This window comes from Mesorhizobium sp. P3_A8, from assembly GCF_056402995.1.
Map to the genome: position 1 here is coordinate 1 of NZ_JBFUGI010000020.1, position 16,766 is coordinate 16,766.

12 protein-coding genes are annotated in these 16,766 nt (G+C 62.9%); 4 read left to right on the forward strand and 8 right to left on the reverse strand.

The genetic code is table 11. The features are described 5' to 3' along the window. The 3 genes from AC1DX4_RS32105 to AC1DX4_RS32115 all read left to right on the forward strand — a co-directional run. On the forward strand, nucleotides 1-3,121 hold a 3,121-nt coding region (locus AC1DX4_RS32105; protein WP_477224141.1), incomplete at its 5' end, for a beta strand repeat-containing protein. A gap of 61 nt (nucleotides 3,122-3,182) precedes the next feature. Continuing rightward, nucleotides 3,183-4,877, forward strand: coding sequence for a type I secretion system permease/ATPase (locus AC1DX4_RS32110; protein WP_477224142.1), 1,695 nt, complete (start codon nucleotides 3,183-3,185; stop codon nucleotides 4,875-4,877). A gap of 19 nt (nucleotides 4,878-4,896) precedes the next feature. Beyond that, on the forward strand, nucleotides 4,897-6,234 hold the full coding sequence (locus AC1DX4_RS32115) for an HlyD family type I secretion periplasmic adaptor subunit (protein ID WP_477224143.1): 1,338 nt from the start codon (nucleotides 4,897-4,899) through the stop codon (nucleotides 6,232-6,234). 73 nt (nucleotides 6,235-6,307) lie between these two features. On the opposite strand, the gene AC1DX4_RS32120 is transcribed toward AC1DX4_RS32115, so the two are convergent. From AC1DX4_RS32120 to AC1DX4_RS32155, 8 genes are all read right to left on the reverse strand, one after another. Further along, nucleotides 6,308-7,039: an ABC transporter permease gene (locus AC1DX4_RS32120; protein ID WP_477224144.1), complete on the reverse strand. Its 732-nt coding sequence runs from the start codon at nucleotides 7,037-7,039 to the stop codon at nucleotides 6,308-6,310. A gap of 4 nt (nucleotides 7,040-7,043) precedes the next feature. After that, on the reverse strand, nucleotides 7,044-7,751 hold the full coding sequence (locus AC1DX4_RS32125) for an ABC transporter permease (RefSeq protein ID WP_477224145.1): 708 nt from the start codon (nucleotides 7,749-7,751) through the stop codon (nucleotides 7,044-7,046). Nucleotides 7,752-7,913: 162 nt separating this feature from the next. Further along, nucleotides 7,914-8,711: a transporter substrate-binding domain-containing protein gene (locus AC1DX4_RS32130; RefSeq protein ID WP_477224146.1), complete on the reverse strand. Its 798-nt coding sequence runs from the start codon at nucleotides 8,709-8,711 to the stop codon at nucleotides 7,914-7,916. 75 nt (nucleotides 8,712-8,786) lie between these two features. Continuing rightward, nucleotides 8,787-10,757: a DUF2817 domain-containing protein gene (locus AC1DX4_RS32135; RefSeq protein ID WP_477224206.1), complete on the reverse strand. Its 1,971-nt coding sequence runs from the start codon at nucleotides 10,755-10,757 to the stop codon at nucleotides 8,787-8,789. 67 nt (nucleotides 10,758-10,824) lie between these two features. Continuing rightward, entirely contained in the window at nucleotides 10,825-12,351 is a 1,527-nt protein-coding gene (locus AC1DX4_RS32140) for an FAD-binding oxidoreductase (protein ID WP_477224147.1), read from the reverse strand. Then, nucleotides 12,348-13,469 (reverse strand): histidinol-phosphate transaminase, encoded by a 1,122-nt coding sequence (hisC, locus tag AC1DX4_RS32145; RefSeq protein WP_477224148.1) that lies wholly within the window; start codon nucleotides 13,467-13,469, stop codon nucleotides 12,348-12,350. The genes AC1DX4_RS32140 and hisC overlap by 4 nt, the downstream gene beginning before the upstream one ends. A 47-nt stretch (nucleotides 13,470-13,516) precedes the next feature. Continuing rightward, nucleotides 13,517-14,644: a 2Fe-2S iron-sulfur cluster-binding protein gene (locus tag AC1DX4_RS32150; RefSeq protein ID WP_477224149.1), complete on the reverse strand. Its 1,128-nt coding sequence runs from the start codon at nucleotides 14,642-14,644 to the stop codon at nucleotides 13,517-13,519. Next, complete coding sequence (locus AC1DX4_RS32155) at nucleotides 14,641-15,681, reverse strand: aromatic ring-hydroxylating dioxygenase subunit alpha (RefSeq protein WP_477224150.1); 1,041 nt, start codon at nucleotides 15,679-15,681, stop codon at nucleotides 14,641-14,643. The genes AC1DX4_RS32150 and AC1DX4_RS32155 overlap by 4 nt, the downstream gene beginning before the upstream one ends. Here AC1DX4_RS32155 and AC1DX4_RS32160 point away from each other — a divergent pair. Continuing rightward, entirely contained in the window at nucleotides 15,648-16,718 is a 1,071-nt protein-coding gene (locus tag AC1DX4_RS32160) for a LysR family transcriptional regulator (protein ID WP_477224151.1), read from the forward strand. The genes AC1DX4_RS32155 and AC1DX4_RS32160 overlap by 34 nt on opposite strands. Nucleotides 16,719-16,766: the final 48 nt, after the last annotated feature.

Sequence of the window (16,766 nt, forward strand, 5' to 3'; positions counted from 1 at the left end):
GCGCGCGCAGGCCAGTACGGCCGGCATCTATGGCGACTTCTCGATCGACGCCGACGGCGCCTGGAGCTACGCCGGCAACGGCGCCCACAACGAACTGACCGCGGGCCAGGTCGTGACCGACACCTTCACGGTGACGAGCCAGGACGGCACGGCGACGGGGACGGTGACSGTGACCATCACCGGCACCAACGATGCGGCGACGGTGAGCTCGGACTCGAAGTCCGTGACCGAAGGCGACACGGCGGCGGCGCTGAACACCGGCGGCCAGCTGACGATCACCGACCCAGACACGGGTGAAGCGCATGTGGTGGCGCAGGCCAGTACGGCCGGCATCTATGGCGACTTCTCGATCGACGCCGACGGCGCCTGGAGCTACGCCGGCAACGGCGCCCACAACGAACTGACCGCGGGTCAGGTCGTGACCGACACCTTCACGGTGACGAGCCAGGACGGCACGGCGACGGGGACGGTGACGGTGACCATCACCGGCACCAACGATGCGCCGGATATTCATCTTGTGGGAACGGGGACGCCGGACACTGCATCGGCGACCCTGACGGAAACCAATGCCGGCCTCTCGACCACGGGCACGCTGACGGTGACCGATGCCGATCTCTCCGACACGGTGAGTTCTTCGGTCACGACTGTCGTGGCTTCGGGAACGACGGCTGGCCTTGGTCTGACCAACGCCCAGCTTCTTGCCATGATGGCTGTTACACCGACATCGGGCTTGGCCGCCAATCCGGCGGACACCCACAACCTCGGCTGGACCTTCAATTCCGGCACGCAGGCMTTCGACTATCTTGCTGTCGGCCAGTCGCTGACGCTCACCTACACGGTCCARAGCACCGACAACAATGCAGCCTCGGACACCCAGACCGTGACGGTGACCGTGAATGGCACCAACGATGCGCCGGATATTCATCTTGTTGGAACGGGGACGCCGGACACTGCATCGGCGACCCTGACGGAAACCAATGCCGGCCTCTCGACCACGGGCACGCTGACGGTGACCGATGCCGATCTCTCCGACACGGTGAGTTCTTCGGTCACGACTGTCGTGGCTTCGGGAACGACGGCTGGCCTTGGTCTGACCAACGCCCAGCTTCTTGCCATGATGGCTGTTTCGCCGACATCGGGCTTGGCCGCCAATCCGGCGGACACCCACAACCTCGGCTGGACCTTCAATTCCGGCACGCAGGCATTCGACTATCTTGCTGTCGGCCAGTCGCTGACGCTCACCTACACGGTCCAGAGCACCGACAACAATGCAGCCTCGGACACCCAGACCGTCACCGTCACCGTGAATGGCACAGACGACGTCAGTGCTACGTTGATTTCCTCCGTCGTGGACGGCGCCCAAGGAAACAACGCAGCGCCAAGCACCGTGAAGATAACGTTTGCTTCGGCGGTCAACGCGAATTTTGTGAATCTCTCGGACGTGATGCATGTCACCGGCCTGCCGAATGTCAGCGTGATCGCGGGGTCGGGAAGCTTCAATGCAGCCCACACTCAGTATACGTTCCAAGTCGACAAGGGCGCTGGAAGCAACAACGGCTCGTCCTACACGCTTAATATCGATAGCGGAGCATTCACGGACACCACAGGGCATACAAACGCAGCGAAAACCCAGTCAGGCCTCAAACCCGCAGGCACGTCCGGCGAGCCCATCAATCTCGCCCTGACCGATCCATCGCATGAAGGTGCACTCATCACCCTCACGGTGAAGGACGTGCCTTCGGGCTGGACGATCGACGGTGCGACCCACAATGCCGACGGAAGCTGGACGACACAGACCAGCGACCTGCACGGGCTGACCGTCACCACACCGGCCAGTTTCACCGGGGCAGCCGTGCTCGACGTCCAGATGACCTGGATCAACGCCGACGGCACGGTGGGCACAGCGTCGGTCGCCGACAATGTCGAGGCCTACGCTCCGGGTTCGCCGATCTTTGCCTGGTCCGGCGACGACGTGCTGACCGGCTCCCACGGCAACGATCTCTTTGTCTTCTCGCAACCGATCGGCGCCGACACGGTGCACAATTTCGATGCGGCCGCCGACCAGATCGATCTCATCGGCTACAACGGATTGGCAGACTTTGCCGACCTCCAGACGCATATCGCCGACGATGCCCATGGCAATGCGGTGATAACGCTCGGCGACGGACAGTCGATCACGCTGGACGGCGTGCACTCGGACGCGCTGACCGGCAGCAATTTCGTCTTCGACCAGACACCGGTAGTTAACAATTCCGGCACCATGACGATCGGCGACGGCGCTTTGCTGCCGCTCAGCGGCATTATCAACAACAGCGGTCTCATCTCGCTCGACTCGACCGGCGGCGATACGTTGCTGCAGGTCATCCAGCATGGCATGACCCTGCAGGGTGGCGGACAGATCCTGCTGTCCGACAGCGCCACCAACGTCATCTCCGGCACCGGGCCGGACGTCACTCTGGTCAATGTCGACAACACGATCTCCGGCGCCGGCCAGCTGGGCGGCGGGATGCTGAGCCTCGACAACAGGGGAACCATCATCGCCTCCGGCTCGAACGCGCTGGTCATCGATACCGGTGGCAGCGTCGTCATCAACTCCGGAACGCTGGAAGCAACGGGTTCGGGCGGCTTGACGGTCGCCGGCGGCCTGGCGAATTCAGGCATGCTCTGGGCCAATGGCGGCGACATCGTCATCCATGGCCAGGTTACCGGCGACGGCGATGCCACCATCGGCAATCTGTCGAAGCTCGAGTTCGGCGCCGCTTCGTCGACCGACGTCACCTTCGGCCACGACGCTGCCGGCACGCTGCAACTCGACGATTCCTTCGATTACAGCGGCCGGATCGGCGGCATCACCAATGATGACAGGCTGGACCTTAGGGACATCCTGTTCGGTGCGGGAACGACGGCCGTCTATCAGGCAAACCAGGATGGCAGCGGCGGAACGCTGACCGTTTCGGATGGCACCCATGGCGCCGCGTTGCATCTGGTCGGCAGCTATGATGCGAACGCGTTCAAACTTGCCGATGATGGCCAGGGCCATACCGTCGTTTCGTACAATCCGGCGGAATTCACGCTCACCGGCATCGGCGATGGGGCGATTTCAAACGACTTCGTGGTGTGAACCAAAAAGGGCCGCCGTCAGCGGCGGCTTACCTGACAAAGTATCGAGTGGGGTTCTGGAAGTGGATAGCAAGTCTCGAATTGTGAAGGATGCGCTTCGGGCATGCCGCCGCTATTTTCTGGTTGCGGCGGCATTCAGCCTGGCGATCAATCTGCTCTATTTGGCCTCCCCGCTCTACATGCTGCAGATCTACGACCGGGTTGTCACAAGCGGCAGCGAAACCACACTGGTAATGCTGACCCTGGTGTTGCTGGCGGCCTTTCTTTCGCTGGCAGGCCTCGACCTGGTACGCGCCTGGATACTGACGCGTGCCAGTGCGCGGCTCGACCGGCTGCTGTCGGCCAAGATCCTCGCCGCGTCGGTCGAAACCCCATCGCCCGGCTCCTCGCCGAGCCAGCCTATCCGAGACTTCGACACGTTCCGGCAGGTCATCACCGGCAGCGGCATCCACGCCCTGTTCGACCTGCCATGGTCGCCTATCTACATCGGCATCATCTTCCTGCTGCATCCGTGGCTCGGCTTCTTCGCACTGGGCTGCTCGCTGCTCTTGATCGGCATGGCGGTGCTCAACGAGTATCTCGTGCGCTCGCCGCTGAAGCAGGCCAACGAACTGGCGACGACCAACTATAACTTCACCGAGATGAGCCTCAGGAACGCCGAAGTCGTTCGCGCCATGGGGATGATCGACGGTCTCATCCGCCGCTGGGGGCGCGACCGCAACCTGGCGCTGCGGCGCCAGGCGGAGGCAAGCGACCGTGCCGCCCTGATGTCGGGCCTGATCCGTTTCCTGCGGCTCACCATGCAGTCGCTGATCCTCGGCCTCGGCGCCTATCTGGTCATCGAACGGCAGATTACCGGCGGCACCATGTTCGCGGCGAGCCTCCTGCTGGGTCGGGGGTTGCAGCCGGTCGAGCAGATCGTCGGCCTCTGGCGCAGCCTGATCCTGGCGCGGGCGGCGTTGGCAAGGGTCGAGAAGCTGGTCGACGGTGGCGCGCGGAACGAAAGATCGTTTAACCTGCCAAAGCCGAGCGGCAAGATTTCGGTCGAGCAGGTCAGCTTTGCAATTGCCAGCCAGCAGAAGGTGCTTCTGCGGGACGTATCGTTCCGGCTGGAAGCAGGCGAGGCACTGGGGATCGTCGGCCCTTCCGGCGCGGGCAAATCGACGCTGGCACGTCACCTTGCCGGCGTCATGCAACCCAGCCGCGGCACAGTCAGGCTGGATGGCGCCGACCTGTCGCAATGGGGGCATGACGCGCTCGGCGACCATATCGGCTACTTGCCGCAGGATATCGAGCTCTTCTCCGATACGGTCGCCGCCAACATCGGCCGCTTCAAGACCAATGTCGACCAGGAGGTGATCGAGGCCGCGCGGCTCGCCGGTGTGCACGAGATGATCATCCGCCTGCCGCAGGGCTACGAGACCCAGATCGGCGAAGGCGGCGCAGTTCTTTCGGGAGGATACCGGCAACGGATCGCTCTTGCCCGGGCGGTGTTCGGAACGCCGAACTTGATCATTCTCGACGAGCCGAGCTCCAATCTCGACGCCGATGGCGACCGTGCGCTGAGCGACTGCGCGATTGAGCTGAAGCGCCGCGGCAGCACGGTGATCATCGTCTCGCACCGGCCCTCTACCTTGGCGAATGTCGACAAGATCCTTCTGTTGCGCGATGGCGCCGTCGAGGCCTTCGGCATGAGAAACGAGATCGTGGCGCTGCTCAACCAGCGCGCGGCTCCAATGGCGGTGGCAACCCAATGAGCTGTGGCCGGAGAGATCGATGAGCGACGGCGCCCTTACCTATAAGAGCCTGCCTGGCGAGACCGGCATGCTGGCTCCGGATTCGATCCGGGTGCCGGCCTATGTCGGCCTGCTGATCATCGTCGCCTTCTTCGGCATCTTCGGCGGCTGGGCGGCCTTTGCCCCGCTGAACGGCGCCGTGCTCGCGGACGCCATCGTCAAGGTGGAAGGCAATCGCAAGAGCGTACAGCACTTCGACGGCGGTACGGTGAAGGAGATCCGCGTCAAGGATGGCGACGTCGTCAGGAAGGGCGACGTCATGCTGAAGCTGGACGACACCAGGATTCGGTCCGAGTTCAATCTTTACGCCCAGCAATATGCACTGTTGCGGGCAACCGATGCCAGGATCCGGGCCGAACTGGACGGCAGCGCGGCTGTTGCCTTTCCCAAGGACATTCTCAAAGAGCACGAGGACTATCTCAGGGATGCGATGGCAAACCAGATCGCCGACCTGGAAAGCCAGCGTGCCTCGATGGCCGGCGCCAGACAGATCCTCGAGCGGCGGATTGCCGAGCTCGAGGAGCAGATCCAGGGCAAGCAGTCCCGGGTCGAATCCTACCAGGCCCAGCTGCAATCGACGATCGACGAGAAGGCCAGCCTGTCAAAGCTGCTCAAGGCCGGATTGACGACCCGCCCACGCATCCTGGAACTGGAAAGGTCCGCCTCGGATCTGCAGGGCCTGATCGACGAGAACCTCGGCGCGATCGGCGGCAGCCAACAGAGCAAGGCCGAACTGCAGAGCCAGATCGCGCAATTGACCTTTGAACGCCGAGCCAAGCTGTCGGCGATGCTGATCGAAACGCAATCGAACCTTGCCGACCTCGTGCCAAAGATGTTTGCCGCCCAGGCTGCCATGGACCGGGCCGAAGTCCGCGCGCCCTATGACGGCCAGGTGATGGATCTCAGCGTCTTCTCGATCGGCGCCATCGTTTCCCCGGGCCAGACCATCCTCGACATCGTGCCGACCGAGAATTCACTGATCGTCCAGGCGCAGATTCGCGTCGAGGACATATCGAACCTGCGACCCGACATGGCCGCCGAAGTTCGGTTCACATCCTACAAGCAGCGCTCGATACCCATAATCCATGGCCGCGTCACCCGCATTTCGGCGGATCGCATTACCGACAGCAAGACCGGGTTTCCCTACTATCTCGCCGACGTGGCCGTCGATCCGGTGGAATTGGCGGCGGCCCCCCAGATCGCCCTTTATCCAGGCATGCCGGCGTCGGTCATGATCGTCACCGAGGAACGCACCGCGCTCGACTACATACTGGGCCCGCTGGTTGTGTCGTTCCACTCGGCGTTTCGCCAGAAATGACGGGTTGCTAAAGGTCCAATCACCGGCCGAACGCAGTTCGCCAGAGCCGCCGGTGTCCGACGCCAGGAGCGCGTTACAAAACGGCCGCGGATTCCTCCGGGCGAGGTGCGCTAATTCCTTGGCGAGATTGCGTCTCATGCCGCATGAGAAAACGCTCCAACAGGCGGATGATCGCAATCAACGACAGATTGACCACCAGATAGAGCAATCCGGCAATGGCGAAGATTTCGAAAATCGCGAAGGTCTGGCTCATGAGCCGCTTGGCATAGCCGGTGATTTCCAGCACGGTGATCGTGGAGGCCAAGCTCGTGCCCTTGACCACAAGGATGAGCTCGTTTCCATAGGCTGGGAGGGCTTGGCGGATCGCAAGCGGGAACTCGATGCGGCGAAAGCGCAGAACGCGCGACATGCCGCAAGCCTGGGCAGCTTCGACAAGGCCGACTGGCACCGACATCAACCCTCCCCGCAAAATCTCGGACGTATAGGCTGCGGTGTTGAGCGCCAACGCCAGTACGGCGCACCGAGAGCCGTCGCTGATCACCCACCATAAGAGGGCATTGTCCCTGATCAGGCTGACCTCGCCGAGGCCGTAGTAAAAGATGAATATCTGAACCAGCAGCGGAGTGCCGCGGAAGACATTGCTGTAGCCTTTGGCAAAGCCGGCCAACAAGCCGTTTGACGATAGCCTCATCAACGCCAATCCCAGGCCGAGATTGAAGCCTATGAGCACCGAAACCAGTGTCAGCGCGGCTGTGACCCACAGGCCCTTGAGGAGAACCGGAATCGCGAGCTGGATGAGTTCCATGGTCCTACCTCCTCGCCCGGATTCGCAGCAGGCGTTCGATCCCATCGAAACCGGCCTGACTGACAAGCGTGATGACCAGATAGACAACCGCCGCAATCAGATAAAAGACAAACGGGTGGCGGGTGGAGTTCGCACCGATGTAGGAAATACGCATCAGCTCCTGAAGCCCAACCACTGAAACCAGGGCCGTGTCCTTGATCGTGGTCTGCCAGACATTGTTTATGCCCGGAACCGCGATGCGCAGCATCTGCGGAGCTATGATGCGGCGAAATATCCGACTGGCTGGCAGGCCAAGGGCTCGCGCAGCCTCGATGTGCCCATTGGGAATCGACGCCAATGCCCCCCGGATCACCTCGGTCGAGTAGGCGCCCGAGATCGCAGCAATGGCGATCACGGCGATGACGAACGCATAACCGCTCTCCGCCAGCCCGGCATAGCCGAAGGCAGTGATGACCTTCGTCACGAATTCAACCGAACTGAAAAACAGAAGGTAGATAACGAGCAGTTCGGGGACGCCCCTGACCACGGAAGTATATCCGTCCACCAGAAGCGAGAGCGGGAACATCCTGGCCCATTTGATCAGACCACAGACGACGCCAATCAGCAGCCCGGCAACCATGCTGGACAAACCTACCGCGGTCGTCACGGCAGCGCCCCGCAGAATAGCGGTCACCCAACCACCTTCCCAAACCTGCCAGAGGCCGAATTCCATCTGAGTTGCCCTAGATCTACTGCGCGAACGAGACAAATTTGCATGCGAACCGCGCTGGCCGAGATTGCCAGCCCCGGGGCCGGCGCCATCAGACGAGCGCCAAGCCCGACTTTCGCATGCGTCTGGCTTGGCCAGGCGCATGCGATGTGGTTTTGAACGCCGTTAGTTGCAGGGCCGGGAAATGTCCGATTTGAACCATTTCTGGCTGGCCTTGCCGATCGAGCCGTCGGCGATCAGCGCGCAAAGCGCCTTGTCGATCTTGGCCTTGAGCTCAGTGTTCTCCTGCGCGATGCCAACGCCGATGCCCTCGCCAAGCGTGGGATCGAACGTGCTCTGGATCTTGACGCCGACCAGCTGAAAGTTTTTGCCATCCGGTTTGTCGAGGAAGTCCTGCAATGCGGATTGATCCGCGAAAGCAGTGTCGATGCGGCCGCTCGCAAGGTCGATCTGCATCTGGTCGAGCGTATCGTATGTTTTCAGGTCGGCATTCGGCGCCCGCTTCTCAAGAAAATGCGCGTGGGTCGTTCCAGCCTGCACGCCGACCTTCTTGCCATCGAGCGATTTCAGCAGTGTGTCGACGTCGGTAACGCCCGCAAGATCCGAGCCCTTTGCAGCGACGAACATGTTGGCCAGTTCGGCGTATCCGACGCTGAAGTTGATCTCCTTCTTGCGGTCAGCGGTGATCGACATGCCCGAGATGATGACGTCGAAGCGCTTGGCCTTCAGTGCCGGAATGAGGCCGTCGAAGGCCTGCACGACGAAATGGCACGTCACTGCGAGTTTGGTGCAGAGCAACGCGCCGACATCGGCGTCGAAACCGGTGACGTTGCCATTGGCGTCGGACATGCTCCACGGCGGGTAGGCGCCTTCCGTTCCGATGGACAACTCGCCCTCGGCCGCCAATGCGCTTCCCATGCTTCCCGCGAGACATGCGAGCAGCGTCAAGACTTTCAATTTCATATCAGTTCCCCTTGTTGTTGGTCTTCATTGCCGTTGTCCGGTGCAAACCGGACGCTTCGAGAATGCGGGCTTCCCTCACAGTGTCCGTGCCAGGAATTGGCGCAGACGCTCCGAGCGCGGGCTGCCGAACAGCTCCGCTGGCGCACCCTCTTCCTCCACCTTTCCCTGGTGGAGAAACAGAACCTTGTGGGAGACCTCGCGCGCGAACTGCATCTCGTGCGTCACGAGGATCATGGTGTTGCCTTCCTCCGCCAGTTGACGGATCACCCGCAGCACCTCGCCGACCAACTCGGGATCGAGCGCCGATGTCGGTTCGTCGAAGAGGATGACTTTGGGACGCATCGCCAGCGTGCGCGCGATCGCGGCGCGTTGCTGTTGGCCGCCTGACAGCTGGCCCGGATAGTGGGCGTGCTTGTCGGCGAGCCCGACCTTCTTCAACAGAGCGTGCGCATGTTCGACGGCCTTGTCGCGAGGTTCCTTCAACACATGCCGGGGCGCCTCGACGATGTTCTCCACCACCGTCATGTGCGGCCACAGATTGAAGTTCTGGAAAACCATGCCGACGCGGGCACGGATGCGTTCGACCTGCGCCATGTCGGCTGGCCCTAGACGACCGTTCGACAGCGGCTTCATCTTGATCACCTCGCCGTCGATGGCGACCTTGCCGCCATCCGGCTGTTCCAGAAGATTGATGCAGCGCAGGAACGTGCTCTTGCCCGAGCCCGACGAGCCGATCATGGAAATGACTTCGCCGGCATGCGCCGTGAGGTTGACGCCCTTCAACACCAGGAGCGGGCCGAAGCTCTTGTGAAGCTCGTCGATCTGTACGGCCGGCGTGGCGATCTTCGCCTCTTCAGTCGGCGCCGGATCCGCCGCCACGGCGGCAACGGTCGGCCGCGTCCGTTCGCTGCCGATGGCCGCGTCCTGGGTTACCTCGACAGTCCCTAGATCCGCCAGCGCACGGTCGAAATAGCGCAGGCTGCTGGACAGGCAGGTGCGTTGCCAGTCCGGGTCATCCGGAAGGAAGGCAGCGCGCAGCGTGTCCCGGATCCGCTTGCCCAGCGGCGATTCGATCTTGCCGAAAAGATGCAGCCAGTTGTCTGCCTGCACCGCCTCCATGACGGCAGGCCCGTCCAGCGTGCCGCATTCGACGACAAGCGGCAGCACGCGTGCGTCCGGCATGGCCCTTCGGACAGCGTCGGAGACGTAGCCGGTCGCGGTGGCCGCGATGCCGGTGCCGGTCTTGGCGCCTGGGCCGGTCAGCACTGTTGCCAGCGCCGGCCCGAAAATGGATTTGCCCCAGGCAAGGCCGGCATGTTCGGAGCTCGCGACCGAAAGCAGAGCCGGATAGCCATATGGTCCTGCTCCGGTATGCAGGTCGAAGACGATGACCTGGCGCGCCGCGCCGGCAAAGGTCTTCAGGATTTCGTTCAATGTGCGGTTCGACCAGACCGGGCCACCACCGCCGTAGAACATGCCGTCGGCGAATTCATACTGGCCGGCCTCGACGATCGCCGCCAGCCCGGCATGCCCAAGCCTCTGGCGCGCGGCCGCGAGCTTCTCGTCGGCCGCTATGCGGTCCGGCCCTTCCCACTCGCGATAGGCCACGGCGTCGTGCAGGCCGGCATAGCCATTGTTGACCGGAGTGCTCGAAGACCAGTCGATGAAGTTGCGGTTGAGGTCGACATTGTCCTCGTTGACGCGCCGCGACCATGCCGTGCCCCAGGGATTGATGAGGTGAATGGCAAGGATCGCCGTGTCGCCGGGCAGGCGCCGCAGGTTCTTCTGGCCGAGCCAGGCGGTCTGGCAGGTCGAGCCGAACGGGCCCTCGACACCATGCGTGCCGGAGATGAGCACGATCAGCTTGCGCGCATCGCGGCGGCCAAGCAGCGCCACATCGGTCGCCAGCGTCTCGCCATCCGGGCCGTTCAGCGGATGAACATATTCAGACAGTTCCGCGCCCGCCCGCTCAGCTGCGTCGCGAAATCCCTGGCGCAAGATGGCGAAATCACAGGCGTAGGCTGGTGCTGGCTCATCATGGCGCATGGTCGATCCCACTGGACCGCTGGCGGTTGCGGTCAATCCGTTCATTCCCTGTCGTTCCACCGTGGGGCTATTCATCATTGTGGTCGCTCGCGTGCTGAGGTGGCAATCGGCGCTCATTACCGGAAAGGAGCGGCCTTGAGGACCGGACGAACCAGGCATCAGAGGGAAGCACCTTGCCGGGGTTCATGATCGACTGATCGTCCAGCGCAAGTTTCACCCGCTCCATCACCGCGAGCTTCGTCGGGTCGGCCGTCGCCAGCAGCGAATGGATGCGCTTGGACCCAACACCGTGCTCGGCGGAAAAGGAACCGCCGATCTCCCGCAGTCGGTGATACAGGACGCCCTCGACAGCCTCCGCCATGTCAGGCGCCAGCGGACCCTGACGGTTGAGGATGATATGCAGGTTCCCATCGGCCAGGTGCCCGAAGACATAGGGCGCAAGACCCGGTTCGATCGCAGCGAGCCCGGGCAGGATTCTGTCGAGATAGGCAGGAATTTCCGACAGAGGCACCGAAACGTCGAAGGAAGGCGCATTGGGATGGGCGCGATAGAGCACACCGGTGTCCTCGCGCAACCGCCACAGGTCGTCCTCTTGCCGCCGCGAGCCGGCAATGATGCCGGTGGCTTCGGGATAGCGCTCCATCACGTCCGAATAGATCCGCTCGAAATCCTCGCGCAGCGCCTCTTCGCGGGCGCCGCCAAGCGCCAGCAGCAGGAACAGCGGCTGGTCGAGCGGCACACCGGGTTCGGACCATTCATGCGCGGCGGCGGCCATGCTGAAAAACGAGGTCCACATCGCCTCCGCCGCGCGCAGATGCCCGGCATCCGATTCAAGCGCCAGGCGAATGGTTTGCAGCGCCGCTTCGACAGACGGCAGCCCGAAAAGCGCGGTGGCCGTGGCTCGCGGCGAAGGGTCGAGCTTGACGACCACGCGGGTGACGATGCCAAGCGTGCCCTCGGCGCCGATGAAGAGATGCTTCAGATCGTAGCCGGCGGAATTCTTCACCACCCGGGTCAGATCGGAATAGACCGATCCGTCGGCCAGCACGGCCTCCAGGCCAAGCACGCGGTGGCGCATGACGCCGTGGCGAAAGGCCATCACGCCCCCGGCGTTGGTGGACACCATGCCGCCGATCGTCGCCGAGCCGCGCGCGGCAAGGTCGATGCCCGGTTCCAGCCGCTGTTCGAGCGCGGCCATCCGCAGGGCCTCGAGGGTGACGCCGGCGCCGACCACGGCCACGCGTTCGAGCGGATCGAGCCGCTCGATGCGATTCATGCGTACCAGGGAAAGAACGATCTCGCCCGGCCGCGAAACGCTGCCGCCGACCAGACCGGTCGTCCCGCCTTGCGGCACGATGGGAATCCCGTTCTGGCAGCAGATGCGCACCACCGCCGCGACCTCGTCGGTCGATGCAGCCGCAACGACGATGCCGGCGCCGCGATCCGTCCCGTTCGAACCAAGGTCGATCGCCCCGGCATCATCACCGATGCGCACATTCGGTGCGCCAACGACATCGCGGATCGCGTCGACAACCGATAACGGCACCGCTTGCTCGATCCAGTTCGTTTGCCTGGGAGACGCGAGGCCGCTCATCGCCCCGCCAATCCCTGAAGCGCTGTGATCAGCCGATCATTGTCGGCCGGCAAGCCGATGGTCGCGCGCAGATAGTGCTCGTAGCCGGCTTCGCGCCACGCCTTGACGATGATCCCCTGCTTCAGGAGACCGGCGGCAAGGCTAGAGCTGTCGCCCTTGCAGTCGAAGAACAGAAAGTTCGTTTGCGATTGGGCAACCGCGAAGCCGAGGCCGGCAAGTGCGGCGGCCGTGCGCACGCGCTCGGCCCTGATGCGGCCCGCCGACGCCTTCATCCAGCTTTCGTCGGCCAGTGCCGCGATGGCGGCGGTCTGCGCCGCCGCATTGACGTTGAACGGCGTCTTGGCGGCCGCGATCACCCTTGCCAGTTCGAGGCCGGAACAGACGGCATAGCCAACGCGCAGTCCCGCCAGGCCATAGGCCTTCGAGAAGGTCCGCAGCACCACATGGTCGATGCCGCTGTCGCGCAGGACTTCGATGCCGTCGGGCGCGCCGGGATCGGCGAATTCGAAATAGGCCTCGTCCAGGACAAGAAGCGTGCCGGGCCGCACGGCGGCGATAACCCGTTGCAGGCTGGGATAGTCGAGACCCGGCCCGACCGGGTTCCACGGCGAGGATATGAAAACGATACGCGGCCGGGCGGCGATCGCCGTCTCGAGCGCGGCAAGATCGAACCCCATCTCGGGTGTCATGGCAATCTTGACGACATCGGCACCGGCCGCCAGCGGCTCTATCTCATGCAGGCCGAAGCTCGGCACCGTCGTGACGACCGATGCGCCCGGCACCAGGACGGCGCGCGAGATGGCGGCGATCATCTCCTCGGAACCATTGCCGGCAACGATCAGCTGGGGATCGACCGCCAGTTTTTCGCCAAGTGCTGCCCGCAGCGCCGTGCAGGCCGGATCGGCATAGCGCCATGGCTCGAAGGAGGAGGAGGCCAATGCGGCCATGACGGCGGGAGAACACCCATCCGGGTTCTCGTTGCTGGCCAGCCGCGCGATGTCGTGGCGGCCACTCAGCGCCCGCGCCATCGCGATGTTCATGCCGGCATTGTAGGGCGGCAAGGCAGCGATATGCGGATTGAGCGGCAGGCTCGACGCTGGTTTGACCGACTGTTCCAAATCCCGACTTCCGTTTCCCCGCGCCCATGCGCAGCATCACGATCTTGTCAAATATCCAGGACGACTGATCCGCGCGGCTTGGAGCAGCACAGCAGCACCTCGCCTGCCCCAAGCTCATCCAGCGGTTCTTCGAAATAGGTGACGTCGCCTGAGATCAGCCGCGACTTGCATGTGCCGCAGATGCCGGCCCGGCAGCTGAACTCCGGCAACAGACCCTGGTTCTCGGCGAAGTCGAGCAATGATGCGGCCGAGCCATCCCAGACGGCCGTCCGGCCCGACTTCCGGAATTCCACGATTGTCGCCTCCCCGGCCGGCTCGATCCTTGCCTGCTCTGCAGGAGCTGCGGGAGCTCGCACGGCATCGGGCTCAAGCACCGTCGCCGGGCCGAAGAATTCGTAGGCAATGCGATGCTTCGGTACGCCAAGCTCGCGTAGCAGGGCGTAGATCGCCTGCATGAACGGCGGTGGGCCACAGAGGTAGAAATCATAGTCGTCGATCGGCAGCAGGCGCTGCAGCACCGCGCGCGAAATCATGCCTTCGCTGTGGAAGCGCTGCTCGGCTTTGTCACGCTCGGACGGAGACCGGTAGCAATAGTGCGCGGTCAGGCCGGGCCGGGTCGTGACCAGGCCGGTCACCTCGTCGCGCAAGGCATGCACACCCCCATTCTCGCAAGCGTGGATGAAGACGGCACGGCGGTCCAGCATCGAAGCCAGCGCGTGCAGCATCGACACCATTGGCGTCAGCCCGACGCCACCGCTGAGCAGCACGACTGGGCGGTTGCTGGCCTTGTCGAGCACGAAATCGCCGCGCGGCCCTTCCGCCTGAAGCACATCGCCGACCTCGATCCGGTCATGCAGGAAGCACGAGCTTACCCCGTCGGGCAGCCCCGGCGCGGGTGCTGCTTCGCGCTTCACGCTGATCCGATAGCGAGTGCTGTCGGGGGAACAGGAGACGCTGTAGTTGCGCAGCACATATCCCCTATCGCCGGCTGCCTCCCGTGCTACCGGAATCCGGAACACCAGGAACTGGCCCGGCTGGAAGTTGCGCCAGTCCTGTGGATTGACCGGCTCGAGATGGAATGACGTGATGACGGCGCTTTCGCGCACCTTCGCGACCACTTTCAGGTCGCGAAACCCGCTTCTTGCGATGGTGTCGCGAGCGGCGAATGCGTTCATTCGGCGGCCGCCAATTGCTGGCTCTCGCTGGCGATCAGCTTGGCCAGGTTACGGCGAAAGCGCAGCGGGCCGACATCGATCTTGAGATCGAGATTGGGCGTGCGCTTGTTGGCCATGCCTTTGTGCACGGCATTGAGCACGGCTCGGTCCTCGTCGAACGCGCCGCGCACGGAGGTCGCAAACTGGCGCGAAACCTCCAGATCGTCGGGGGCGAAATTGCGCATCTGGAACCAGTAATATTTCGTCTGGTTCTCATCGACCGGCGTCATGAAGTTGTAGCTGTCCATGAGGAACACGTCGTCGTGCAGCGGCTTGCCCTCGCCGCCGGTGCGGGCCGGCACGAAGATCGCCTTGATGATGGCGTTGGAGGGGTAGCGCACCTCGTAGTGCTGCTTGCGGTCGCAATTGCCGGAGAATTTGAGGAAAGGCGCATAGAAGGGCGCCGGTGCGGCATCGACCACCCAGCGCCACACGGTCACGCCGTCTGTACCCACGGTGGTTTCGAGCGGCGCATCCTCCATTGCCTGAACGCCGCCGAAAGACGATTGGTGTACCCATGACACATGGGAAGGATCGAGCAGGTTGTCGGTCATGTAGAGGTAGTTGCAATCGAGCAGCATCGACTCGCCGCGATTGACGCCCCAGATCGGATCGCCCCAGTGATCGACCTCGAAAATGAGAGCAGGATCGGCCTTTTCCGCTTCGCCCATCCATATCCAGAGCAGTCCGTAACGTTCGGCAATCGGATAAGAACGAACGCATGCGACATGCGGTATCTTTTCAGCACCGGGCACACGCGTGCAGGTTCCAGTGCTGTCAAAGGTCAGACCGTGATAGCCGCATTCTACCATGTCGCCCTTGATGCGGCCCATGGACAGCGGCAACTTGCGATGCGGGCAGGCGTCTTCGAGGGCGGCCACGGCACCATCCGTGCGGCGATAGAGGACAATATCTTCGCCAAGGATTCGAGTGGGCTTCAGCTGGTCCGTGACCTCATGGTCCCATGCGGCAACGTACCAACAGTTTCGAAGAAACATGGCGTCCTCCCGAGCTTGTGAACGCCAAAACGAATAGCTCCCGGACGGCAGACGACATAGGGCTTGCATCTGCGTTCTATTTTAGAAATGCTAAAGCAAGCCGACCCCAGGATCATCCCCAGGTGAAGAAAACGCCCCCTCTGCGCGCGATACAGGCCTTCGAGGCTTTCGGTCGATGCGGCAGCGTGACGGCCGCAGCCAACGAGCTTGGCGTTTCCGTCGGCGCGGTCAGCCAGCAAATCCGCAAGGCGGAGGATGTGCTCGGGCTCAGTTTACTCGAGCGCCGTGGCAGGAACGTTGCCCTCACGTCTTGGGGACGAACCTACCATGCGGCCATTTCGTCGGGTTTCGACCAGATCCGCAACGCCCAGCACATCGTCGAGCGGGCGCGATCGGAAAGTGCGCTGACCATTTCCTGCCTTCCCTCGCTCGCCAGCAAATGGATCGCGCCAAAGCTTCTGGATTGGCAAATAGGCCACGCCGGCGCGACGGTGCGTCTCGTCGGCGCCGAGCAGGAGCCGCGTTTCGACAAGGATCAGGTTGATTTCAGGATCTCATACGGCACCAAGGTTCACGACTACGATCACTATACCGAACTGTTCACGGATTGGGTGGTGCCTGCCTGTGCGCCAGGGTTGCTGGTCAATCGGCCTGTCCACAAGCCTTCGGATATCCTCGATTTTCCTCTCCTGGGCATAGAATGGGCTCGAGATCATCAATCGCCGCCAAGTTGGGCTGAATGGGCAAGCAGGATCGGCGCACCCCATCGAAAGACATCAGGTGAAGTTGCCTTTTCCTTGTCGAGCGCCGCGATCGACGCTGCGATCAATGGAAAGGGGTTTGTGCTTGCGCAATTGTCGATGGCCGCTGACGATATCGCCGCAGGTCGGCTCATCGTGCCGTTCGATCAGCGGATAAGGTTGTCCGACGCCTATTTCCTCGCCTGGGACCGTGCGGCGCTGGAAAAGCCATTCGCACCAGAACTTCGTGCCTGGATCGTTTCGATCTCCAAACGCCTGGACGCTCCTCCAGTCTGAGGCAAAGCGTCTGTCTGACGGTCAGTGTTAGAGCCAATTCCAGGAAAG

Coding starts and splice junctions, on each gene's coding strand:
- AC1DX4_RS32115 (WP_477224143.1), top strand. CDS start 4,897: ATGAGCGACGGCGCCCTTACCTATAAGAGCCTGCCTGGCGAGACCGGC.
- AC1DX4_RS32120 (WP_477224144.1), bottom strand. CDS start 7,039: ATGGAACTCATCCAGCTCGCGATTCCGGTTCTCCTCAAGGGCCTGTGG.
- AC1DX4_RS32125 (WP_477224145.1), bottom strand. CDS start 7,751: ATGGAATTCGGCCTCTGGCAGGTTTGGGAAGGTGGTTGGGTGACCGCT.
- AC1DX4_RS32130 (WP_477224146.1), bottom strand. CDS start 8,711: ATGAAATTGAAAGTCTTGACGCTGCTCGCATGTCTCGCGGGAAGCATG.
- AC1DX4_RS32135 (WP_477224206.1), bottom strand. CDS start 10,757: ATGCGCCATGATGAGCCAGCACCAGCCTACGCCTGTGATTTCGCCATC.
- AC1DX4_RS32140 (WP_477224147.1), bottom strand. CDS start 12,351: ATGAGCGGCCTCGCGTCTCCCAGGCAAACGAACTGGATCGAGCAAGCG.
- AC1DX4_RS32150 (WP_477224149.1), bottom strand. CDS start 14,644: ATGAACGCATTCGCCGCTCGCGACACCATCGCAAGAAGCGGGTTTCGC.
- AC1DX4_RS32160 (WP_477224151.1), top strand. CDS start 15,648: ATGCGGCAACGTACCAACAGTTTCGAAGAAACATGGCGTCCTCCCGAG.
- AC1DX4_RS32155 (WP_477224150.1), bottom strand. CDS start 15,681: ATGTTTCTTCGAAACTGTTGGTACGTTGCCGCATGGGACCATGAGGTC.